Raw genomic sequence first — 22755 nt, forward strand, 5'->3', positions numbered from 1 at the left:
GAGAAAATGCTGGGAATGAAACGCTGGCGGCTATCGGCTTCCGTATTGGCCTCGGCCCTGTGCATCGCGATGGGGACGGGTCTGGCTCAAGCGCAGAGCAACGTCGTGATCATGCAGGATCCGGGCGGCGGATATGGCGATGCATTGCGCAAGGTCATGTACGACCCGTTCGAGAAGGAGACCGGAATCAAGGTCGTCACCGTCCAGGAAGCCCGTAGCGGCCCGCGCATCAAGGCTCAGGCCGAAGCCGGCAAAGCGCAATGGGACCTGACGTTTATCTTCGACCAGGAGACGAAGCTGCTCGGCGACTGCTGCCTGGCCGATATCGACTATTCCAAGCTGTCGGACGGGGCGAAGCAAACGCTGGCGGCGATGCCGGACAATCTGAAGCGCAAGAAGGGCGTAGCCTTGCAGGTGATCGGCGTCGGCCTCGTCTACAACAAGGACAAGTACAAGGGAGAAAACGTACCGACGAGTTGGGCCGACTTCTGGGACGTGAAGAAATTCCCCGGCCGGCGCTGCATGCCCGCCTGGCCCCGCTTCGTGTTCGAAGCGGCGCTGATGGCTGACGGCGTGGAGAAGAGCAAGCTCTACCCGATCGACATGGAGCGGGCGCTGAAGAAGGTCAAGGAGATCAAGCCGCACATCGCCAAATGGTGGACGACGTCGGCACAGCCGCCGCAACTCCTGCTCGACGGCGAGGCCGACATGTGCATGGCCTATACCGGCTCGATGAGCAAGCTCGCCCTGGAGGGCGCGCCGATCGACCTGACCTTCAACCAGGGCTTCGTCTACTACGACTTCTTCTCGATCCCCAAGGGAGCGCCGAACTACGACAACGCGCTGAAACTGCTGTCCTGGCGGCTCGAGCCCAAGCGCGCGGCGCAGCTCACCTCGACCTTCCCGGTAGCCCTCCCCTCCCGGGTCGTGTTCGAGGCGGCGACCGACAAGAAGCTCGCCCGTTACTGGGCCAACAACCCGGACAACATCTCGAAAGCAATCGAATGGAGTCCGGATTATTGGGGCGCGGCTTCGCCGGCCGGAAATTCCACCAACGAAGAGTACGGGCAGGAGAAGCTCAACGCCTTGCTGGCCCAGTAAGCAGGCTGATCGGCCCCGATCCGAAAGGATCGGGGCCGATTCCACACCCGGGCTATTGCCGTTCGCGCGGCCATGCTAGATCGAGTGAAAGATCATTCTATTTTGGCTGGTGGATGGATAAGGCTTTTACCAAGGGACTGCGTCTCCTGGAAGCGCTTGCTCTGAGCGAGCGGCCCCGCGGGGTCACGGACCTCGCGAGCGAGCTGAAGCTCACCAAGAGCAACGTGCATCGGCTGCTGATGACTTTGCAGTCCCAAGGCTATGTGCGCCAGATCCCCCCGCACAGCACCTACGAGCTCACGACCAAGATCTGGGCGCTCGGCAGCCATGTCATCCACCGGATGGATCTCATCAACGTCGCGCGACCGGCAATGACCAAGCTTGCCGAGATCACCGGCGAGACCATTCACCTGTCCGTGCTCGAAGATACCGACGTCGTCTACGTCGACAAGATCGAAAGCGCTCACCATATCCGCGCCCATACGAGCGTGGGCATGCGCGCACCCGCTTTCACCATGGCGACGGGGAAGGCAATGCTCGCACATATGCCTGATGACTACCTGGAACGATTCCGGCCGCATCTGAGGCGCTACACGGAAACGACGCGAACGACGATCGAGGAACTGCGGGAGGACATCGAGCTGGCACGCGCGCAAGGCTACTCCTCCGTGCTGCATGGCGAGTGGCGCGAGGGCATCGCGGCCTGCGCTTGCGCGATCCTCGGCCGCTCCGGCGAACTGGTGGGAGCGATCGGCATGTCCGGCCCCGACACCCGCGTGAAGCGCAAGCAGATCAAGGAGTATTCGGTTCACGTCATGGAGGCGGCCCGGACCATCGGCGCCGCCCTCGGCTATTCCAGCAGGCCGGCGGCGTACGCTGTCGTGAGAGGCGATTCTACACCGTCACATCAATTACGACGCGCCCGTTGATCTTGTTTCCTTTGGAGGGCATCCTGGCTCGGACCCTTGCGCGCTGAAAAAGCGTCAGGTGATGGGAAAGTCCGCCGGTCCTTCCGTCTCGCCAATTTCTCCGCATCACGATAGCGCCGGAAGTGTCGCTGACGCCTCCGATATCAGTCGCCTCGAGACCTCGCGCCTGCCGACGCGGGAGATCTGCGACAGGACAATCGCAATCTCCTCGGCAACAATGGGCCATCGCACGACGTCAGAAATACCAGCCCCCAACAACGCATCGGCACCGATCTCGAATGCCGTCCTCGTCGCAAGGACGATCGGAACCGACGGAAGCTCGTGATGCAGCACGGTCGCCAGTTCAAGGGATTGCCCGAGCGAGCCGACCGGACCGACGACCACGAAATCGAACCGGTCGGGAGCTGCTTTGGACGCGGAACGTGCAGCCTCAGCCGTGGCGAAGCCCACGGCTTCGAAGCCGAGCGCAGCAATCATTTCCTCGTCACCACGAAGGCGGTGAATGTCGCCGGCTACGAGCATCACGACCTTGCCCTGTCCTGTCATATGCTCAGGCGGGCGCTGCTCCGGCAAGGCCGCCGCCGTGGCCCGCGGCAACCAGACGTCGAAATGGCTGCCCTCGCCCGGACAACTGCGCACATTGATCCCTCCGCCGTGGTCGAGCACGATCTCCTTCACCGTTGCGAGTCCCAATCCGTTTCCGCTGGACCTCGTCGTGAAGAACGGCTCGAATATCCGGTCCAATGTCGGTCCGTCCATGCCCGCCCCCGTGTCCGAAACCGAAATTCGCACGTACTGGCCAGGCTCAATCTTGTCGTGGCTGAGGCAGATCGGATCGAGCACCTCATGCAGCTCGATCTCGATCTCAATTCGTCCTGACTCCGGTATCGCGTTCGCCGCGTTGTTGCACAGGTTCATGATGACCTGTTGCAGCTGCACGCTCTCGCCAATGACGATCAATCCGGCCGGATGCTGTCTGACCACCATTTCAATCCGGGGCGGCAGCGCAACGCGCAACAGCGAGACCGTTTCGGCGACGAGCGCACCGATGCTGACGGAGTCGCGACGAATGTCGGAGCGACGGCCGAACATGAGGATTTGACTGACGAGATCGCGGGCCCGGTCTGCGCTTCGCCGTATCCCGGCGAGATAGCGCACCAGCGCGGGGCTGGAGCGGGCGTGCTCTTCCATCACTTCGGCATAGCCGAGGATTCCTCCCAGGATGTTATTGAAGTTATGAGCGATGCCGCTGGTGAAAGTGCCGATCCTCTCCATGCGGCGCGCCTGCTGCAAGCGCTTCTGCAGGCGATTTCGCTCCTCGTCGACACTTCGCCGCTCGACTGCATGGATGAAAGTGTCCAAGGCCATACGCAGGAGAACGAGTTCGCCGGCGTGAGAAACGCGACACTTGCAACCGACGGCATCGAAGCCGAACGCGACCATGCGGCCTTGACGATCGCTATTGATCGCACATGCCCATCCCCCGAGACCCATGCCCTCCAGGAAGAGCTTGTTGTCGCCCACGGGCATGCGGCGCACGTCGGGCACGTGGACGACTCCTTCCCCGTCGACCATCCGGCAGGCCAGATCGACCGCGGCTTCAGGCCAGCCGGGCGGGAACTCCCTGCCCGGCTGATGCCAGACATACGACCGTGTCGTCGCGCCGGACACGACGACATAGACGCGGTCAGATCCTGCAAAAATACCGAACGAAGCGATGGCTCGCTGGATTTCCGCTTCGATGCCTTGCGGAGTCGCATTGATGAAATTCATCGATATGTCCGCAATAATGTGTTCCAGCGCCGCGCGCCGATGCAGCGCGTTGGCGCGTGATCTCAACCGGAGACCGAGATAGATCAGGAATGCGATCAGCGCGATCGAGGAGCCGTAGAGCATTGCGCGATAGAAGCGGGCCGAATTTCGCGAGGTGACCTGCAGGTCCAGGATAGTCGCGCGCAAGGCCGCCTGATCCTGCTTGTGTCGCAGCGTCAACATCTTCTTCAGGATGTTGTCGACCGAAGGCAGCAGCCGATGCAGCAAACGGCCATGAGCGAGGAAGGGCTCGATCAGGACCACCTGCCCGGATCCGGCCGCCTGCCCGTCCAGTTCGTCCAGGCGCTCTTCGGCTTCCTTGACCGCAGTCGACGACGTGTCCAGCGTCAGGTGGAGAATGGCCGTCCCCGCCGACCTGATGGCGAGGTCCAGATCGCGGCGGTCCGAATTCGTTGCGAAACGCGCGAAGAAGGACAGCGAGTTGTGCATGACCGCGTTCTGGCTCTTGAAATACTCGACCAGTTCCTCCTGGCGGTCCACCGAGGCGGCGAGCCGATTGACCATGTCGGCGGTCCGGCCGTCGACCTCGACGGTTGCGCGCAAGCGGGCGATGGCCTCGTGCAGCCCATCGATCTCGCTGACCAATGGATCATAGTTGAGTAACAGGCCCGCGCGGGCGGTGAAGAGGTCACGGTACAGCGCATCCTCGATCAAGCCGAAACGATCGATCTCGATCAGCGCACGATCATAAAGCTCCGCCTCCGGATTCACCGCGCGCCATGAGAACCAGGTCAGCAGAACCGACAGCCCGATCACGACCGCCGCCCATCGCACGGCCCTCATGGCGCCGCTCCGGTCACGGGTTTGCCACGGTAATTGCCCGTCAAGGTTCCGAGGAAGGCTACCAGCGAGGCAACCTGATCATCGTTCAACGTCCGATCGAGCTGCGCAGCCGCCATCCGGCGCACCGCGTCTTCCAGGGTGGCGCCGCTTCCGTCGTGGAAATAGGGTGCGGTGACGGCGACATTGCGCAGGCTCGGCACACGAACCCGGAAAGGCCCGCGTGCAACCAGGGGACGGAAAATGCCCTGACGAGCGATCAGATTGCCCCCGATATTGACGCCTTGATGGCACGCGCTGCAGCCGAAAGCCTTGAAGGTCTTGTAGCCTTCGAGTTCGGCCGGAGAGAGCGCGGATGCATCGCCTGCGAGCCACCGATCGAAGCGGCTGTCCGGCGTGAGCAGGGATCGCTCGAATGTCGAGATGGCATCGAGCAGGCTGTCGCGATCGACGTCGCGGCCGTAGGCAGCACGAAACTGCTTGTTCAGGGCCGCATCGGCCTTCAACTTCTGCACGACGTCGGCAACGGTGCTGCGCATGCTGGTCGGGCTGCTGATCGAATCTTCCGTCTGATCGGAAAAACTGCGAAAACGGCCTTCCCACGTCAGACGAAAGCTCAGAGCGGCATTGAACACGGTGAGCGTGTCGAGCTGCCCTGATGCCGGATTCCGGCTTCTGCCTCCATCCGCTCCATTGGTGCGGAGGTCGTGGCAGGATGAGCAGGCAAACCTCCCGTCGGCGGACAGCCGCGTATCGCCAAACAGGCGCTCGCCCAGAGCGAGTTTTCGGGGATCAGCCGGCGGCGGCGGCGGGATCGGCGTGATCGGCTCGCCATCGGCTTCGGTCGGGGCCGTCGAAGACGATACCGTCGACGGCCCGAGGCCGGCAAACGTTCCTGCAAGTAACACTGTTGCGCAGACGGCTGCCACGATCGATTTCATCTCAGATCGATTTCACCTTTGACTGCGTTTTCGATATCGAGACGACAAAGCCCCATGTCTCGCAGGAGCCGATCATCGAGCTGGCGCAGTTCGGCCACGGAGCGCCGCACGGCCCTGCGTTCGCCGATCGATCTGCCCAGCGCCAGCGCCGCCGCGCCGATCGATGCATACCAGGCTGGGGACGATTGCGCGGGGCGACTGACGAGCGGAACGTCGGACATGAACGGCTGCGCATCCGGCAGCGGCAGCGGCCGATGCGATTCCACGTCCTCGACCGGCAGGCTGACCTGACGCGCGATCAAGCGCAGGTTTCCCCGACCCCTGTGCGCCCGATCGCTCTTCGCCTGATCGGGAGCGGGCTCGATCTCGACTTCCGCTTCGCGTTCTTCCGGCAGAGCATGGTATGGATACATCGCACAAGCGTAGGCGGCACAACCAGCAAGGAACTCGGCAGTCAGCACGGAGCCAACGGTCACCGTGAAATCGACAAGCGCTTTGGCCGGGACCATCGCCGATCGTGCGAGGACATTCGTGAAGCGCCTCGTCACCTTCGGTTGAAGCGCACCTTCATCGATTCGCGCGGGCCAGGATGAGGGCCTTATTGCGGGCAGAGATCGTTCGTGGCGCACACGTTCGTCAGGTCGCTCCTGGATCGCGCTTCGTGGACCATCGCATGTTGTCTTCTTGACCATCAGCATGATCGTCTCCATGTCGTTTGCATGGGAGACTCTGCTGCCGTCACGTTTCCAGGACATTCCAACGCGGGCCAAAACGACTACATCTGTAATACGAATTCCGGCACATTCGAAGCGGCGCGCCATGTTACCAGCCCGCCGCCGAATGGGCGGCCCCTCACCGCTCCGACCGTCAAAGCCGCTCCACCGATAGCGTGAAGACATAGCCAATGCCGCGTTCGGTCCGGATGATGGACGGCACACTCGGATCTGTTTCCAGCTTGCGGCGCAGCCGGAGCACCTGCACGTCGATGCTCCGGTCGTATACATCCTCGTGCAGACGCGTCGCCTGCAAGAGATGCTCACGGGACAGCGGCTTTTGCGGCGCATCGAGGAAGGCCATCAGCAGCGCATATTCGCCTTTCGTGAGGCCGACTGGTTCGCCGTGCGAATTCGTCAGCCGACGCAGGCGCCGATCGACCTGCCAGCTGCCAAAGCGCCAGCGGCCGTTCTCGGCATCACGCTGCTGGGCCAGGGACGGTGCGGCCTCCCGCCGCCTGAGAACGGCTTTGATGCGGGCGACGAGTTCCCTCAGACCGAAGGGCTTCGTCAAATAGTCGTCCGCGCCCAACTCGAGCCCGATCACGCGATCGATCTCGTCGCGCCGATGCCCCGTCGTGATGATGACCGGCACATCCGATTGCGCGCGTATCTCGCGCAGCAGATCCAGACCGTCCTCCTGACCAAGGCGAAGATCGAGCACCACGAGGTCCGGTGAATTGCGGAGAAGAAGAGCCGGGACCTCCTCTCGTCGCGAAGCAGAGAGAGTCCGAATGTCATGGTCTTCGAGATAGTTGGTCACCAGATGCCGCATGGTCATGTCGTCCTCGACGACAAGACAGAGTGGCACCCGGCGCTTCGAGGTGTCGCTTGGGGGCAATGGACCATCCGACCGCATCAATTCCGAGGATGGGTGGCAAGCGCGGTCGGTCTGGTAGTCCTTTGGGTGTTCCATGTCGCGGCTCCCCGAAGATATAGGAAGGCCCCCCGAACTGCAGCACACGTTTTTGAGAGTTGCTGTCAGAACGCATCTGGCCTCCGCTCGCAGCGAAGCACCCCAGCTGGCGACGATTACAATGGTAACAAGGCGCTTCGCGCATGAGCATTGGGATCACAACCGATCACGCCGATATCAAGGCGGCATTGAGCACAGCTCAACGAACGCAACCTTCTTTCGATTGTTAGCCGAACCATATCACTCGCGAAGGAGGAGTCTCGTGCCTGACAAAACGAACAGCCGTCGTGATTTCCTGACAATCGCCGGAGCCGCCGCAGCTGGGACCATCCTGGCGCCGTCGCTGGCAACTGCCGCACAGCAGCCCCCTCACGGAGACAGAACCATGGCCAATCGCGCAAAACACAGGAGGAGTTCGCGATCGCGATGAAGGGGGCCTTCCCCACGCTGTCCCGGATGCGGGAGGAGGGCATCATCAAGGCGTGGGGGACCGGGGTAAACACGCCGGAACCGATCCTGCGCGTCATGCAGGAGGCGGACCCTGACGTGTGCCTGCTCGCCTCGCAGTACTCCCTGATCGATCACGCCAATGCGCTGAACAATCTCTTCCCAGTCGCACGGCAAAAGAACGTGAGCTTCGTCGTGGGATCATCCCTCAATGCCGGCTTCATCTCTGGTCGTTCGCGATACAATTGCGGCCAGAACAGCTGGAAGATCCCGGCGGAGCACATCGTCAAGCGGGACAAGCTGCGTGCCATCGCCAACCAGTTTGGCGTTGATCTTCGCACGGCCGCGCTGCAGTTCTCGTCAGCACCGGATGTCGCCGTATCGCTGGTCGTCGGCACCCACACGGAAGCTCAATCGCCGGCTCTCGTCACCGATGGTTGAGATCCGTGCTCGCGGGCATCCGACAGCCGTCTCGTCAACGCGGCAGCTGAGAGCGCGCGGCCCAGGCGCGCTGACTGACCGCACCACAGCGGGGTGAAATCCGTGCGCCCTTGACGTTCGGATGCAGCACGCAACGGCGCCAGTGGAGCTGCCGGAATGGGGAATTCGGGCATGTCGATCCCGATCGGGCCAAGCTCTCGAACGACCCGCGTGTCGCATACGCGCGCAGGCCGTCCGGTGAAGACGTTGGTGATCACCGTTTGCTCGGGCGGCGTCGAGCGCGCCGCCTCTCGATACAGAGGGGAACCAGGCCTCCTCACGCCGCCGGTCCCGTGTGGGCGCCTCATGGCAAAGAAAGTTCAGGTTGAGCGGCCTCGGCGTGCGCCGCCGTATTTCGCGGACGATGCTACGGGTCTGTTCCGCATTGAGTCCGGACGCAGGAAGCGAGCCGAGCCCGCCTGCTTCGGCAACTCCAATGACCATGTCGGTTGTCACCATGCCGAGCATCGGAGCCTGGATGATCGGCAGATCAATTCCGAACAAGTCGAGTATGGGTCGAGGATAAACGCTCAACGCTCTCTCCCGTATCCTGACACCCGGAGATCCCTCCGGCGGTCACCAACGACCGGCGTTGGCGCCGCCATCGACGTGCAATATCTCCCCGGTCACGAAGGATGCATTGTCGAGATAGAGGACCGCGTCGACGATATCCTCAATTTCTCCAATGCGCCCGATCGGGTGCATCGTCGCTAGAAACCCATGGCTCTCGGGGGCATGCATCGGCGTGCGAACCGCGCCGGGAGCTACCGCATTCACGCGGATGCCCTTATCCGCGTATTCGATCGCAAGCGACCGTGTCGCCGCGTTGACGCCACCCTTGGTGATTGCCGTCAAAGCCGCGGGCAATCCTTTCACCGGCTGCTCGGCCAGGAGACTGGACGTAATGTTGATGATGTGGCCGCTCGCCTGACGAAGCATCTGGGCAATGGCCAGCTGCGAGATGTGAAAGAAACCTCCCATATTGACCTGGACGAGGTTCGCAAACTCGCTTTCCGTGTACTCGGTGAAGGGCTTCGACAGGAAGGCACCGGCATTGTTGACAAGGGTATCGAGGCGGCCGAAGCGCTCTCTTGCCGCCTGGATCACGAGCCTGGCGGTCTCGGGCCGTGCGACGTCGCCGGCCACCTCGACAAGATCTGGCCGGCCGCTGCTGGTGATGTTTCGCGAGCAGGCGACGACGCGGTAGCCGTTGTCGAGGAGTTTCTCGACTATTCCGGCGCCGATGCCCTGGGATGCCCCGGTCACCACAGCCACTTTCTCCGAATTGCTCATCGTTCCTCTCTCATCGAGACAATCGCACCCGGACCAGCGTGACAAGATCGGCGATATCCGTCTTGGCAGTATCGGACGGCTGCGTCAGGTTTACGTGACAGACGTAAATCGCTCACGTCTCGGCGCGCTTCCGTGATGCTTGCGGGACGCTGCGACCGAACAAAGCCCACGCTTCGCCGGTTAGAATGCCTCAACCGGGGGAGTGAACAGATAGCCGACCGCGCGTTGGGTCTTGATGATCTCGGGCGCGCGCGGATCGATCTCGAGCTTGCGTCTGAGACGCCAGACCCGCACATCGATGCTCCGATCGAACACATCCTCGTGGATTCGGGTTGCCTGCAGCAATTGCTCGCGCGAGAGCGTCTGCTGCGGTGCTTCGAGGAAAGCGACGAGCAGGACGTATTCGGCTTTCGTCAGCACCAGGGGACTGCCGTCGGGCCTAAGCAGGCGTCGGGCGCGGCGTTCGAGCGTCCACCCGCAGAACCTGAAGCCGCCGCGCTGCGAGCCGTTCGTCCGAGCCGCTCGGCCGCACTTCTGCCGCCGAAGCACGGCGCGAGCGCGCGCGAGCAACTCCCTCAGGCCGAACGGCTTGGCGATATAGTCGTCGGCCCCGAGTTCGAGGGCAATTACGCAACTGATCTCGTCGCGGCGGTCGCCGGTCGCGATAATGGGGACGTCGAAGCGGGATCGAAGCTCCCTCAAAAGGTTCAAATCGCTGTCCTGGCCCAGTTGCAGGTCGAGAATGAGCAAGTTTGGATGATTGCAGGCGAAGTATCGACTGATCTCATGCCGGCGGGAGATGGCATGAACGGCAAAATGATGATCTTCAAAAAGATCGACGACCGACGAGCGCGTTTCCGGGTCGTCCTCGACAAGGAGGATATTGTGCGCGGCGCTCGTGATTGCACCCGCACTGTCGCAAATCCGAGATAAGCTTGGATAGACAGAGGGCTTCTCCGCCGCATTCTCAACGGGCCCGGGGTCCCTCAGGCGAGCCAACATGTTTCACCTTCGCTCGAAACAACCAATGCGTTTCAGCTAGGTGAGCGTTCAAAACCGCTCTTGGCCGTTTCGGAAGTCCGCATCAACTAATTGCGACCGACCGTTCCGGCCGTTCGCTGGATGATGAGGTTGGCTTCGTCCATTCCATCGGCCCCGATGTGCAGCTCGCGCGTGAAGAATTGCGTTGGTGCCTCGCCCACGAGATCATGGAACTCGCCGATGAGATGGGCTTGATCGGAAAGACCACAGGCATGGGCGACCTGCGCCCAGGAGCGGTCGAGGCGCCGCTCAGCGAGAATTCTCTGAAACCGCGCAAGGCGCGCAAACCGCTTCGGGCTGAGGCCGAAGGCTCTCTTGAAGCCGCGTGACAGGTTGCGCTCGCTGGTGCCGAGCAGCGCGGCCAGCGCGCTGACAGGCATGGCCGGATTTTTTCTGAGATACCCAGCCGCGCGGTTGGCGAGACTGTCTATTTGGGGACTCAGCTGCCGAAGCAGGAAGGCCTGGACACCGGCGATCCGCTCCTGGCTCGTCCTCGCCCCGGCGAGCAGGTCGTCGCACATCTCGACTTCCCAATTGCCGAACAGATCCCCGAGATAGAGACTGGCGTTCGCGAACTCCCTGAACGGAGCCTTGACGATGCGGCTGGCTGCGTCCGGCCTGAGGCAAACGATGACGGCTCCGAACGCTCCCGTGGGGAACAGAGTGAGAGCATGCGTCTGAACATGGGTAGCGCATTTTGACGGAAGGACCGTCTCGCTCTGTGCGATTCTGGCCGGCTTCCGGTACTGGCCGATCAGCTGCAAGGATGTGCCGGGCGGGCACTTGATCGTAAGCGACTTGGCGAAATCGCCATCGGGAATGTCACAGTCCCAGATTGCTTCGATGATGTCGGATAGTGGGAACGATCGAAAACACCTCAGAACACCAGGCTGCTCCTGCGCCGAAATGGTCGCACCGCCCCCGATCGGATACTCCACAACGTTCATTCAGTATGACACTCCGTTGTCGCAGAAGGTGAGGGCTGAGGAACTGGTGAGACTGGCGACGCTTCACGTAGTTGCGGCCGCGACCGCGATCAACTCACGTCTCTGTCAAGCAGGGAAGGATACGAGGCCGCTCGCGGACTGAGGCAGGGCAATCGCATATGGGGGTCTCACCGCAACGGTTCGGCAACGACAGCACGCGTCGCCGCGTTCTCGTGCGGCAGACCAATCGTGATACGGACCCAGCGCTCAAGCGGCGGAAAGGCGCGGCCAATGTCGATACCTTTGCTCCGCAGGGCCGCAGCAATCTCGGTCTGAGGACGGTCGGCCTCGAAGAAGATGAAGTTTGCCCGCGAGTCGGAGTGGCGAAGCTTCAGACTGGCGAGCAACTGGTGCCATTTGTCCCGCTCGGCGGCGACCTTTGTACGCGTCGTCGCCACATACTCGGTATCCCGTATGCTTGCTGCCGCCGCCACGAGTGCGAGCCGATCAAGTGCGTCGACCCGACCGAACCCGGCCCGCCTAAGCGACGTTGCGAGCGCCGGAGGCGCCGCCGCATAGCCAAGCCCGAGACCGGCCAATCCGAACATCTTGTCGAAAGTCCGGAACACGACCACGTTCTCGCCCGCCCGGACGAGGTCCATGACCGTTCGCTTCTCGAAATCAGGATCGAACTCCAGATAGGCCTCGTCGACAATGACGGCCGTTTGCTTCGACATCGCGCGAACGTGAGCGCGAAAAGCTGCCGGATCGCTGACGGTGCCCGACGGATTATGAGGATTGACGAGGTAGATCGCCCGCGTCCGTTCGCTGACTTTGGCCGCAATGGCGTCAAGATCGTTCTCGAGCCTCGAATTGAGAGGAACGCCGACCACGACCCCGCCGCTTGGCCGCGTCGCATCCACCAGAGCCGCATAACCCGGCTCGGAATAGATGAACTCGGCTACGAGCGGCGCGCCTTGGGCGAGATGCAATCCGAGCGGCTTGAGGATATCGCCGATCACGATCTGATCGTCCAGCACGCGTTCGCGCAAGGCCAGCAACTCCGTGAGGGCAGATCCGAGATCCCCGCCATAGCGGCACAGTTCGCCAATTTGATCGCGGACCGCCGCGAGCGCGCGGGGCGATGGGCCGAACGGGTTCTCGTTCAGTGAAAGCCGGATGCGATCCGACTCTGCAGCGCTGGCAGCTGCGGGTTTTGCGAGCCCGCTCAGTGCAAGGCAGCTGGTGATCAGACAGTCGCGACGGTTCAAGGATGCGGCTCCCATCTTCTGTTCGCCAGGCGCCACCCGGCAGGTGACGGTTGAGGCTAGGGAACCTGAGGCACCGCGATGTCCGCATCATTGCAGATCGGCAAAGTCACGCTGCGGCTGCAACATCGGCAGTCTCTTTTGGCCACATTGTCGCCTGTCGACTGGGGCGGCTGGCATTGTGCCGTACGTTTCGGAGCGTTCCGAACGGCACCGCTGCGAGCCTGCCGCTGCGAATCGCAGCTTCCCGCCGTTGAGTTGGTAGCCGCCGCGCACTGGGACGTGCAGCCAAGCTGGGCTGCGTCCCGAATTGGCCTTGCTGCGTTTCCGCCGTAACCAATTGGAGGCCGCGCCGAAGCTTGGCCGTAACAGTCGGCTTAGCACCCTCCCTCTGCTAGTCGACCAGCCACGGTCGAGGTTCGACAATCAGAGGCCAACAATGAAGATTCTCATCGCTTCGACGCTTGCGGCGGGCCACATCAGTCCGATGCTCGCGATCACGCGGATACTTCTCGACGACGACCACGAGATCGCCTTCCTGACCGGGACCGCATTTCGCGATCGCATCGAAGCCAGCGGCGCGCAATTCCTTCCTCTTCCGGCCAACGCCGATTTCGACGGGCGGGATCTGCCCTCGCCGATTCCCGAACTGAAGGATATCCCACCGGGATCCCAGTGGCTGCGCATCGTCTGCGAACGCCTCTTCGTCGATGCCATCCCTGCCCAGGACCGAGGCCTTCGCGAGGCGCTGAAGCACTTTCAAGCCGACGTCATCGTCGGCGATGACTTGCTGTTCGGCGTCCTGCCGATGCTGCTCGGACCGCGCGAGATGAGGCCGCCGATCGTGCTGTGCGGCACATCGTTCTTGCACTGGAAGCGCGATGACGGCGCACCGGATTTCGTTGGCCTGCCACCCGCGACGACGAAGGATCAGCGCGAGCAATACGCCGTCCTGGCGGGAGAGCGCGACGCCAACGTCAACCAGCCCGTCCTGCGCAAACTGAACGAGGTGCTGAAGACCTACGGCGTGGGACCGGTGTCGGTGCCGCTCTTTCATTCCGTCGTCAGCCTGGCCGATGCCTACTTGCAGCTGTCAGTGCCGGGCCTCGAATTCCCGCGCGAGCTTCCACCCACGGTGCATTTCGTCGGAACGCCGCCCATCATCCGAAATCAGGCCCCGTTGCCGCCTTGGGCGCACGAGCTGGACGGTTCACGCAAGGTCGTCCTGGTCACGCAGGGTACCGTGACCAACCACAATTTCGGGCTCCTGCTCGCGCCAACACTTGCGGCTCTCGCCAACGAGCCCGACTTGCTGGTTGTCGCCACCGCCGGCGGCCGACCGATTGAAACGATTCCCGGACCCATACCCTCCAATGCGCGGCTTGCCAGCTATCTGCCGTTCGAATGGCTGCTCCCCCGCGTGGATGCACTCGTCACCAACGGAGGCTATGGCACCGTCAACCAGGCACTGAGCTTCGGAATCCCTCTGGTTACGGCGGGCCTGATCGAGGACAAGGCCGACGTCAACGCACGCGTGGCGTGGTCGGGCGTCGGGATCAACCTGGCGACCAACGCACCGACATCTGAAGCACTGCGAGAGGCAACGCGAACAGTGCTCGATCGTCCTTCCTACCGCATGCGCGCCACCCAAATGGCCGACGAATTCGCCAGCATCGACACGCGCTCGGAGGTTGTCCGGACCATCCGCCGTCTGGAAAGCCAACGACGCGCGCAGCCGCGCGCCGCCACCATGAAGCCCGCCCGCTCCCGCCGAGCAGCAAGGTGACATAGCCCTGGGTTGGGAAACGATCCCCTCTCTTGTCCGGGCTATCGCATAGGAGAGAAACCCGATCGAATGGCCCCTGGTGAACCATTCCCTCAAGGCGCCCGCTTCCGGCGGGCGCCTTGTCTCGTTCTGCGGCCAAGGGAAATCCTTCGGCTCGGAATGGACACGAGTGCCACACGAACGGGCGCTGTCACCTCCACGCAGTCAAGCGTGAGGCATCGAGTTCGATAGCGTAAATTCTTGACGCAGTTGGCGCATTGCCCATCGAGGCGCTCGAGCGCCGTGTCCGCCCTGGACGGCTTGGGGTTCAACAGCCGCGGCAGATGATCAGTCTGCGATCGACCTCCTCATCGATCTGTCTGAGCTCCAGTTCAAGCGGCGACAGACGCATCCCCTCAGGAATGTCGCCTGGCCGCGGCTGCCGGTGACCTATGGGAGCCTGGCGGAACGTGCCGGCATGCTCCGAGGCTTGATCCTGGCCAAGCGAGCAGGCTGCGATCCCGTGGACCGCACTGGTCGTGTTTGCATCGGCCGCAAGGGCGGGCACCCAGTTGAACAGCAACGAAGCGGCGACCGCCGTCCGCCGCCCAAATCGTTTGTACATCGGCATTCCCTTATCTCGATTCACGTCGATCGTCCCGGTTGCGAACGACCGCCTGTCATGGATAGGACGTGCGCGCTACATCAGGACTTCGCGTGCGCGATATCGCGCTACCGCTGAAACCGCCTGATCGTTCGGACCGGCCATAGTCGCTCCTGCGCGGGAGCGACACGAAGCATGCGGCTCGCCGATGGTGTGGAGAAGTCTCTCCCCTCGAGCGTGGGCTCATTGCCGGGGAGATTGATGGCGAGCCGCACCACGCGAGCCGCAATGACGCACTTGGATTACGATTGTAACGCAGGGTGCCGGGCCTGAAATGGGACGGTAATTCTGCGCTCGTAGTCGGAAGAGCGCCGTTCGGCGCGCCGCAGAGATACGGCGGCGATTTTGGTCGGAAGCGGCAATTGATGACCGAGACATCACGCTGCTCTGATCGTGCGGGTTGAGGAAGGCGAGACCGCTACGCGATGGCCAGTGCCTCTTGTTCCATGAGGATGGTCGTGAATGTCACGGCCAGGATCTCGCTGGCGGCTTGCCGGGGGAATTGCGCTCGTTTGGATTCGACCCTGGTATCCTCAGGGATCAGGATGAGATAGCGGATTTTTGAGTGAAGTATGCATGCAGTTGGCCACGTCGTAGTTGTCGATGACGATCCCGCCTTGCGACAGATGGTGATGAAATATCTGGAGGAGCACAATGTCCCGACCAGGGCGGCGTGCAACAGGTCCGAACTCAAGCATCATTTCGAGGCCGGCCGGCCCAGCCTGATCATTCTCGACCTTCGCCTTGGTCAGGACGATGGTCTGGATGTGCTGCGGGAGATCCGTTCTCATTCCGATGTGCCTGTCATCATCACGACGGGCCACCGCCCAGACGAAATCGATCGCATCGTCGGGCTCGAGCTCGGCGCCGACGACTACATCGTCAAGCCGTTCTCGCTGCGCGAACTGCTGGCACGCGTTCGGGCGGTGTTGCGGCGGCAGGAGATAGGCCGAGCCGCGCGCGGCCGCGATCCCGAGCGCGGAGGCTATCGCTTCAATGGGTGGAAGCTGGAACGGCGTGGCCGAAAGCTCATCGATCCCAGTCAAGCGCAGGTCCCGCTCAGCAAGGGAGAATATGCCTTGCTGCTCGCGTTCCTCGAGGCGCCACAGCGTCCCCTGACCCGCGAGCATCTGCTTCAGGCGACGCGCATTCATGAAGACATTTTCGACCGCAGCATCGACGTTCAGGTGCTGCGGCTGCGGCGCAAGCTGGAGGTCGATCCGAGTGCGCCGCGCGTCATTCAGACCGAACGCGGCGTCGGCTATATCTTCGCGGTTCCCGTAGATCCGTTCTGAAGCGCGATGCGCATGTATCCAGGAACGGGGTTCCCCGACCGTATGCGCGGCCCTATCAGCCGACGCAATTCACGCATCGGGTCGGCTTCCTAGCGCTAGCGGATGAGATCGCAGCAAATCGCAGTTCAGCGGGCAAAATCGAACGATTGGTAGCGGGGGAGGGACTCGAACCCCCGACCCCAGGATTATGATTCCCGTGCTCTAACCAGCTGAGCTACCCCGCCACAGGGATCGCGGCGGCGACTGAGGCCGATCTCGCGAACGCGCGGCATATAAAGAAGCGGGCGGCGGGAAGTCAAGCAAAGTGGGCCGCCTTTTTCCGGCCTCGCCGAGGCCAGGTCGCACAAGCCACTTGGCGAATACGGCCTCTTTTTCAATACCTTCGTCATGGCCGGGCTTGTCCCGGCCATCCACGCCTTCATTCGCAGCCCAGGAACGTGGATGCCCGGGACAAGCCCGGGCACGACGAGATTCTGGGGGACTAAAGGCCTATTTCGGCCTCACATTCGGATCGCCGCCGGGGCTGCCGGGGGGCGGGATCACGGGGGTGTTGCCGCCGGTGTCGGGGGCCGGCGCGTGCATCTCGGGGTCGATGCCTGAGGGCGGGCAGAGCACGCCGTCGGATTTGGCCAGCCTATCGCCGAGCGGTTCCCGGGACTGGCCGGTGGTGGTGCCGTCGGCCTGACGATTCGGACGGTCCTGCGGCGTGCAGTTCACCGCGTGTTGCGGGGACGGCGGCGCGGTCTGTTGCGGCGGCGTCGCCGGGGCGGGCGGGGCCTGCGCGATCGCGCTGCCTGAAGCGGCGATCAGGAGGCCGGCCAGAATGATGTGTGATGTCGTGCGCATGGAAAGGAAACGCCCGCGCGGCGTCCCCTGTTCCCATGTCATGCAATCACGATTTGCGGTAGCGGATCAGCGAGAAATGGCCCATCGGCGGCATGGGGCGGCGCTCGGTGAGGGTGATGCCGCCGTGCCTGGCGGCCCAGTTGACGAGGCGAGCCCACGGGAATTCCGGGCGCCAGCCGAGGCGGCGGGCGATGGGAGCAAAGGCGAGTTCGAACAGCTTTCGGGGGCCGCTCTCGGCGCCGATGTGGTTGACGAGGATCAGCTCGCCGCCGGGCTTGAGCACGCGGACGAACTCGTCGAGCGTGCCTTCGGGATCGGGCACGGCAGTGATGACATATTGCGCGACCACCGCGTCGAAGGCGTTGTCGGGGAAGGCGAGGTTCTTCGCATCCATCACCGAGAGCACTTCGACGTTGCTCAAGCGAAGCGCGCGCACGCGCGCCTGCGCCTTGCGCAACATCGGCTCGGAAATGTCGACGCCGCATACCTTCGTCGTGCGCGCGTAGTCGGAGAGCGAAAGCCCGGTGCCGACGCCGACGTCGAGAATGCGGCCGCCGATGCGGTCGGCCTCCGCGATGGTCGACTGCCTTCCGGCGTCGAACACCTTGCCGAACACGAGATCATAGACCGGCGCCCAGCGGCCATAGGCCTTCTCGACCCCGGCCCGCGAGATGTCTGCTGCCATGCCCCTGCCCTTACTTCACCTCTCCCCGACGGGGAGAGGTCGGATTGCGCAGCAATCCGGGTGAGGGGCCGCGGCATACAGTGGACCGTAACCCCTCACCCGGATCGCATCTATCGATGCGATCCGACCTCTCCCTGCGGGAGAGGTGACCCCAGCCCGACCAGCTGCGCTGAATGTCGTCATTGTCTTGCGCATGATCTTGTCGGAAAACCGCTCACACTTTTCCGGCTCATGCTGCTCAGCCGCGGACCGCTTCCGCCAGCGGGCGCGAGGTGGCCGCGCCGACCTTCGCCGCGGCGCTCTGGATGAAGCCGCCGCCGAGCACGCGGGCCTGGCCGCTGGCTGCGTCGTAGAAAACGCAGGCCTGGCCGGGCGAGACGCCCTCCTCGCCGGCGACGAGCTCGACCTCGTATTGGCCATTGCCGCCGCGCAGCCACGCCGGCTGGGGGCTGCGGGTCGAGCGCACGCGCACGAACATCTCGAGGCCGCCGCCGATCGCGCTGTCGATGTCGCCATCGCCGATCCAGTTGACGTCGCGCAGCACGATGCGGTGCATCTTCAGCGCATCGCGCGGACCGACGACGACGCGGCGGTGTGCTGCATCCAGCCGCACCACGAACAGCGGCGAACCGGATGCGATGCCGAGGCCGCGGCGCTGGCCGACGGTGAAATTGGCGATGCCGTTGTGCCGGCCGAGCACGCGTCCGTCGAGATCGACGATGTCGCCGGGGTCCATCGCGTTCGGACGCAGGCGCGTGATGATGTCGGTGTAGCGGCCCGTCGGCACGAAGCAGATGTCCTGGCTGTCGTGCTTGTCGGCGACCACGAGCCCAAAGCGGCGCGCCAGCTCGCGGGTCTGCGGCTTGGTCATGTCGCCGAGCGGAAAGCGCAGGAAGTCGAGCTGCTCGCGCGTGGTCGCGAACAGGAAATAGCTCTGGTCGCGGTCGGCATCCGCGGCGCAGACCAGCGCCCGCGAGCCATCGGGCAGGCGGCGGGAGGCAACATAATGGCCTGTCGCGAGCGCCTGCGCGCCGAGCTCACGCGCGGTCTTCAGGAGATCGCGGAACTTGACCGAGCGGTTGCACTCGACGCACGGCACCGGCGTCTCGCCGAGCGCGTAGGAGTCGGCAAAGTTGTCGATGACGGACTCGCGAAAACGGTCCTCGTAGTCGAGCACGTAATGGGGAATGCCGAGCTTGGCCGCGACATCGCGGGCGTCGTGGATGTCCTGGCCCGCGCAGCAGGCGCCCTTGCGGTGGGTCGCCGCGCCATGGTCGTAGAGCTGCAGCGTGATGCCGACGACGTCGTAGCCCTCCGCCTTCAGCAGCGCAGCCGTCGTCGAAGAATCGACGCCGCCCGACATGGCGACGACGACCCTGGTGTCTTCGGGACGGCCTTCGAGATCCAGACTGTTCAGCATGGGCCTTAAAGCGTTGTGACGGCGGCGTAGCGCGATCCGCGATTCCTGTGCCTTCTCGCGGGGCATCGGCGATCCCCCGGAACTTTAGTTCCCGAAGGGCACGGCTGCCCAAGTCGAAAGCGGCTGAGAGTGACCTCTTTAATATAGGCGGCATTCCGGTGAAGCAATCACGCGGGCGGCCAGCTTAGGGCAATTCTTGCCGGGGCCGGCAGAAATGGCGGGGGGCGCGGCGCGCTGCCGGGCGGCGGCATAAACAATCAACACATTGATTTTGCTGCATAAATCTACATGGAGAGACGCTGGCCCGCTCCTTGCTACGCCTTGTCCGAAGTTGCTTCCAAGGGGTCGCCTGTGGTTGGTCGTACGTCAGATGTCGTGGCAAGCGTGCAAGTCCAGAGCGCGCAGCAAAAGCCTGCCCGGTCGCAAGCCTCGAAGGACACGCCCGCGAGCGACGCTTTCGGCTCGCTGGTCGACAGCAATACCCAGGCAATCAGCAACAAGGCGCAGGCGCAGGATACGGCGCGCCGGAGCGATTCGACGTCATCCTCCACGGCATCCGACCGGAGTCCGCGCGACACCTCTTCCACGGAGCAGTCTTCGCAGAGCAGGGCGAGCGACGATACCGAGACGTCTGCGCCGGCGAAGAACGACAAGAGCGACGCGGCCAGTGATCCCGCCAAGGACGCCGGCAAGATCAAGGACAAGTCCGAGACATCGGACGCCAAATCGGCGGACGAATCCGACGAGACCAAGGGCGACAAGACCGACGGCACCGACGCCCTCACCACCACTGTCGACGCGGCTGCCGCCGCGCCGACCGATGCGACGCAGCCCGCCCTGCCCGATCCGAACGCGATTGTCGTTGCCGCGCCCGTTGTGCCGGCCGATCCGAATGCGGCTACGAGCCAGGCCGGCGATGCCGCCGCCTCGCCGCTGACGATCGCCGCAGCAGGTCTTGCCGCCAGTGCCTCCACTGCGGCGCAGATCGCCGGCAACAAGACCGATACCGCCGGCGACAAGAGCGCCAAGGCCGCAGGCGCCGAGATCGATGCCGAGACCACGACGACGCTCGGCGAGACCGCGACCGGCGCGAGCGAGGCGACCGCGACCGATGCAAAGGCCAATGGCGGACTGATCGCCGCCGCCAGCCAGGGCACGCCGAAGACCTCGTTCAAGGACGCCGCAACCGCGCAGGCCCAGACCGACGTCTCGAATATCGGCCAGGACACCGGCAAGACGAACGCCGCGCAGGCTCCGGCGACCGCGACGGCCGCGCATCCGCAAACCGCAAAGCCGCAGGCAGATGGCGGAGCGACCGAGGCCAAGGCAGCCCTCGCCGACCGCGCCGCCGACCCGGCACAGGGCGCGCCAGCCACGCACGCGCATGCGGGCACGCAAGCCACCATCGCCCCGACGGATACCGGCGCGCAGGCCGCTTCCGCCGTGCAGGCGCCGCTGACCAATACGACCTCGGCCGCCACAGCATCGACCGCGACGCTCACCGCGACCGCGGCAAGCCATGCGACCGTGCCGATCAGCGGCGTGCCGATCGAGATCGCGGCTGCCATTCGCGCCGGCAAGTCCCGGTTCGACATCAGCCTCGACCCGGCCGAGCTCGGCCGCATCGACGTCCGCATCAATGTCGACCGCAACGGCCAGGTCACCTCGCATCTCACGGTGGAGAAGCCGGAGACGCTCTCGATGCTCAAGCAGGACGCACCGCAATTGCAGCGCGCGCTCGACGATGCAGGCTTCAAGACCGGCAGCAACGGGCTGTCCTTCAGCCTGCGCGACCAGAATTCATCGGGCCAGAATTCCGGGCAGAATCACGAGAATGGCGGCAATGCCCGCCGGCTGATCATCAGCGAGGACGAAACAGTTGCCGCCGCGCCCGTCGGACGCGGCTACGGCCGCATGCTCGGATCGAGCAGCGGCGTCGACATCAGAGTGTGAGGAGTATTCGAAAATGGCCACCACGAATGCCGCCACCGCCCCTTCCGTCGTCTCCGGGACGACCGACATCCCGAAATCCTCCTCGTCGAACTCGATGAGCTCGACCACGGGGTCGACGCTCGCCGGCAACTTCCAGACCTTCCTGACGCTGCTGACGACGCAGCTCCAGAACCAGAACCCGCTGGATCCGCTCGACACCAACCAGTTCACCCAGCAGCTGGTGCAGTTCGCCGGCGTCGAGCAGCAGCTCAAGACCAACGATTCGCTGGCCCAGCTCGTCACCCTCCAGCAGACCACGCAGGCGACCCAGGCGCTGGGCTTCGTCGGCAAGACCGCGCTGGTCGACGGCTCGACGACGAGCATGACGAACTCGGCGGCGATTTGGCATCTCAACGTGCCGACGGACTCCACCGTCGAGATCTCCATCGCCAATTCCAGCGGCCAGACCGTGTTCACCGGCAAATACAGCTCCTCCGCCGGCACCGACATTCCCTTCACCTGGAACGGCATGGGCAATGACGGCACGCAATGGCCCGACGGCAAGTACACGATCTCGGCCACGGGCAAGGACGTGGCGAACAACAATGTCGGCATCGCCGCGCAGGTGCAGGGCGTGGTGTCGTCGGTCGACCTGACCCAGTCGCCGCCGCTGCTCACCATCGACGGTGCCAGCTACACGCTGAGCCAGGTCAAGAGCATCATCGCGACAAGCGCCTATTGAGGGGAAACGCTGCAACGACAAATTCAGTGTCATCCCCGCGAAAGCGGGGATCCATAACCCCAGGAAGTCGTTTTCGCGTGAGGCAGTAACCCCGAGTCTTCGTAAGAACTACTCCCTAGGGTTATGGGTGTCCCGGGCTCGCGCTACGCGCGCCCCGGGACGACGGTTGGGGCGTCGGCGGCACCGCGCTCGGGTCCGGTTCGTTATTAAAGTATTTACCTTCTGTCCCGCTTGGCCCGCCGGAATCGCGTCTCCCGCCGTCGAGACGGCCGTGTTCCCGCAAGTTTCAACGAGAATTGTATTGAAGCCTTAGGCTTAGCGGATTTTTAAGCCGCGGGGCGTAGGGTTACTGGCGTGAGTTCAGTGGTTGAGAGTTTGTGAGTACGCCATGACAGAACCCCATCGCCCGAGGGTAAAATACGTCATCGGGCCGGACGGCAGTCCGTTGACGATCGCGGATCTGCCTGCTCCGGGCACCAAACGCTGGGTCATCCGCCGCAAGGCCGAAGTCGTCGCCGCTGTCCGTGGTGGGCTTCTCTCGCTCGAGGAGGCCTGCAGCCGTTATACCCTGACGGTCGACGAATTCCTCTCCTGGCAGTTTTCCATCGACCAGCACGGTCTGGCGGGTCTTCGCACCACCCGCATCCAGCAATATCGCCAGTAGGCGATCCGGAAATC

General features: G+C 63.5%; 21 protein-coding genes and 1 tRNA gene. 8 read left to right on the forward strand and 14 right to left on the reverse strand.

All coding sequences use genetic code 11. The features are described from left to right. The first annotated feature begins 6 nt into the window (after positions 1-6). Together FJV43_RS10880 and FJV43_RS10885 are read left to right on the forward strand one after the other, a co-directional pair. Positions 7-1101 carry an extracellular solute-binding protein gene (locus FJV43_RS10880; protein WP_239626876.1) on the forward strand — a complete coding sequence of 365 codons (1095 nt, stop codon included), beginning with the start codon at positions 7-9 and terminating at the stop codon, positions 1099-1101. 113 nt (positions 1102-1214) lie between these two features. Continuing rightward, positions 1215-2030 carry an IclR family transcriptional regulator gene (locus FJV43_RS10885; protein WP_239626878.1) on the forward strand — a complete coding sequence of 272 codons (816 nt, stop codon included), beginning with the start codon at positions 1215-1217 and terminating at the stop codon, positions 2028-2030. Positions 2031-2135: 105 nt separating this feature from the next. On the opposite strand, the gene FJV43_RS10890 is transcribed toward FJV43_RS10885, so the two are convergent. The 4 genes from FJV43_RS10890 to FJV43_RS10905 form a co-directional block, all read right to left on the reverse strand. Further along, positions 2136-4646 carry a two-component system VirA-like sensor kinase gene (locus FJV43_RS10890; RefSeq protein WP_239626879.1) on the reverse strand — a complete coding sequence of 837 codons (2511 nt, stop codon included), beginning with the start codon at positions 4644-4646 and terminating at the stop codon, positions 2136-2138. After that, positions 4643-5584, reverse strand: coding sequence for a cytochrome c peroxidase (locus FJV43_RS10895; RefSeq protein WP_239626881.1), 942 nt, complete (start codon positions 5582-5584; stop codon positions 4643-4645). The genes FJV43_RS10890 and FJV43_RS10895 overlap by 4 nt, the downstream gene beginning before the upstream one ends. Beyond that, positions 5581-6282: a DUF1127 domain-containing protein gene (locus FJV43_RS10900; protein ID WP_239626882.1), complete on the reverse strand. Its 702-nt coding sequence runs from the start codon at positions 6280-6282 to the stop codon at positions 5581-5583. Before FJV43_RS10900 ends, FJV43_RS10895 begins: the two co-directional genes overlap by 4 nt. Before the next feature lie 169 nt (positions 6283-6451). Beyond that, positions 6452-7216: a response regulator gene (locus FJV43_RS10905; protein ID WP_239629391.1), complete on the reverse strand. Its 765-nt coding sequence runs from the start codon at positions 7214-7216 to the stop codon at positions 6452-6454. A gap of 483 nt (positions 7217-7699) precedes the next feature. Between FJV43_RS10905 and FJV43_RS10910 the strand changes: the two genes are divergently transcribed. Further along, complete coding sequence (locus FJV43_RS10910) at positions 7700-8161, forward strand: aldo/keto reductase (protein WP_239626884.1); 462 nt, start codon at positions 7700-7702, stop codon at positions 8159-8161. Here FJV43_RS10910 and FJV43_RS10915 read toward each other — a convergent pair. The 5 genes from FJV43_RS10915 to FJV43_RS10935 all read right to left on the reverse strand — a co-directional run bounded on the left by FJV43_RS10915 (position 8081) and on the right by FJV43_RS10935 (position 12731). Continuing rightward, on the reverse strand, positions 8081-8668 hold the full coding sequence (locus FJV43_RS10915; protein ID WP_345946199.1) for a hypothetical protein: 588 nt from the start codon (positions 8666-8668) through the stop codon (positions 8081-8083). The two genes, FJV43_RS10910 and FJV43_RS10915, sit on opposite strands and share 81 nt — an antisense overlap. A gap of 108 nt (positions 8669-8776) precedes the next feature. Beyond that, positions 8777-9493, reverse strand: a complete 717-nt coding sequence (locus FJV43_RS10920) for an SDR family oxidoreductase (RefSeq protein ID WP_239626886.1) — start codon at positions 9491-9493, stop codon at positions 8777-8779. Between the two features lie 180 nt (positions 9494-9673). Next, positions 9674-10495: a response regulator gene (locus tag FJV43_RS10925; protein ID WP_239626887.1), complete on the reverse strand. Its 822-nt coding sequence runs from the start codon at positions 10493-10495 to the stop codon at positions 9674-9676. An 86-nt stretch (positions 10496-10581) separates the two neighbouring features. Next, a complete protein-coding gene (locus FJV43_RS10930; RefSeq protein ID WP_239626889.1) occupies positions 10582-11472 on the reverse strand; it encodes an AraC family transcriptional regulator in 891 nt (296 codons plus the stop codon). A 176-nt stretch (positions 11473-11648) separates the two neighbouring features. After that, positions 11649-12731 (reverse strand): histidinol-phosphate transaminase, encoded by a 1083-nt coding sequence (locus tag FJV43_RS10935; protein ID WP_239626890.1) that lies wholly within the window; start codon positions 12729-12731, stop codon positions 11649-11651. Between the two features lie 436 nt (positions 12732-13167). Here FJV43_RS10935 and FJV43_RS10940 point away from each other — a divergent pair, with 436 nt between their 5' ends. Further along, positions 13168-14514 carry a glycosyltransferase gene (locus FJV43_RS10940; RefSeq protein WP_239629393.1) on the forward strand — a complete coding sequence of 449 codons (1347 nt, stop codon included), beginning with the start codon at positions 13168-13170 and terminating at the stop codon, positions 14512-14514. 307 nt (positions 14515-14821) lie between these two features. Here FJV43_RS10940 and FJV43_RS10945 read toward each other — a convergent pair whose 3' ends face one another. Further along, a complete protein-coding gene (locus FJV43_RS10945; protein WP_239626892.1) occupies positions 14822-15124 on the reverse strand; it encodes a hypothetical protein in 303 nt (100 codons plus the stop codon). 605 nt (positions 15125-15729) lie between these two features. Here FJV43_RS10945 and FJV43_RS10950 point away from each other — a divergent pair. Continuing rightward, positions 15730-16452: a response regulator gene (locus tag FJV43_RS10950; protein ID WP_239626894.1), complete on the forward strand. Its 723-nt coding sequence runs from the start codon at positions 15730-15732 to the stop codon at positions 16450-16452. 147 nt (positions 16453-16599) lie between these two features. Here the strand turns inward: FJV43_RS10950 and FJV43_RS10955 are convergent. The 4 genes from FJV43_RS10955 to mnmA all read right to left on the reverse strand — a co-directional run bounded on the left by FJV43_RS10955 (position 16600) and on the right by mnmA (position 19403). Continuing rightward, positions 16600-16676 (reverse strand) — tRNA-Met (locus tag FJV43_RS10955). Positions 16677-16941: 265 nt separating this feature from the next. Further along, positions 16942-17298, reverse strand: coding sequence for a hypothetical protein (locus tag FJV43_RS10960; RefSeq protein WP_239626895.1), 357 nt, complete (start codon positions 17296-17298; stop codon positions 16942-16944). Positions 17299-17344: 46 nt separating this feature from the next. Next, positions 17345-17983 carry a class I SAM-dependent methyltransferase gene (locus FJV43_RS10965; protein WP_239626897.1) on the reverse strand — a complete coding sequence of 213 codons (639 nt, stop codon included), beginning with the start codon at positions 17981-17983 and terminating at the stop codon, positions 17345-17347. 238 nt (positions 17984-18221) lie between these two features. Then, on the reverse strand, positions 18222-19403 hold the full coding sequence (mnmA, locus tag FJV43_RS10970; RefSeq protein ID WP_239626898.1) for a tRNA 2-thiouridine(34) synthase MnmA: 1182 nt from the start codon (positions 19401-19403) through the stop codon (positions 18222-18224). A gap of 351 nt (positions 19404-19754) precedes the next feature. Between mnmA and FJV43_RS10975 the strand changes: the two genes are divergently transcribed. From FJV43_RS10975 to FJV43_RS10985, 3 genes are all read left to right on the forward strand, one after another. Continuing rightward, complete coding sequence (locus FJV43_RS10975) at positions 19755-21356, forward strand: flagellar hook-length control protein FliK (protein WP_239626900.1); 1602 nt, start codon at positions 19755-19757, stop codon at positions 21354-21356. A gap of 13 nt (positions 21357-21369) precedes the next feature. After that, complete coding sequence (locus FJV43_RS10980; protein WP_028180686.1) at positions 21370-22077, forward strand: flagellar hook capping FlgD N-terminal domain-containing protein; 708 nt, start codon at positions 21370-21372, stop codon at positions 22075-22077. Positions 22078-22465: 388 nt separating this feature from the next. Beyond that, entirely contained in the window at positions 22466-22741 is a 276-nt protein-coding gene (locus FJV43_RS10985) for a DUF1153 domain-containing protein (RefSeq protein ID WP_002714638.1), read from the forward strand. Positions 22742-22755: the final 14 nt, after the last annotated feature.

This window comes from Bradyrhizobium sp. I71, assembly GCF_022354745.1.
GTDB classification, from domain to species: Bacteria; Pseudomonadota; Alphaproteobacteria; order Rhizobiales; family Xanthobacteraceae; genus Bradyrhizobium; species Bradyrhizobium liaoningense.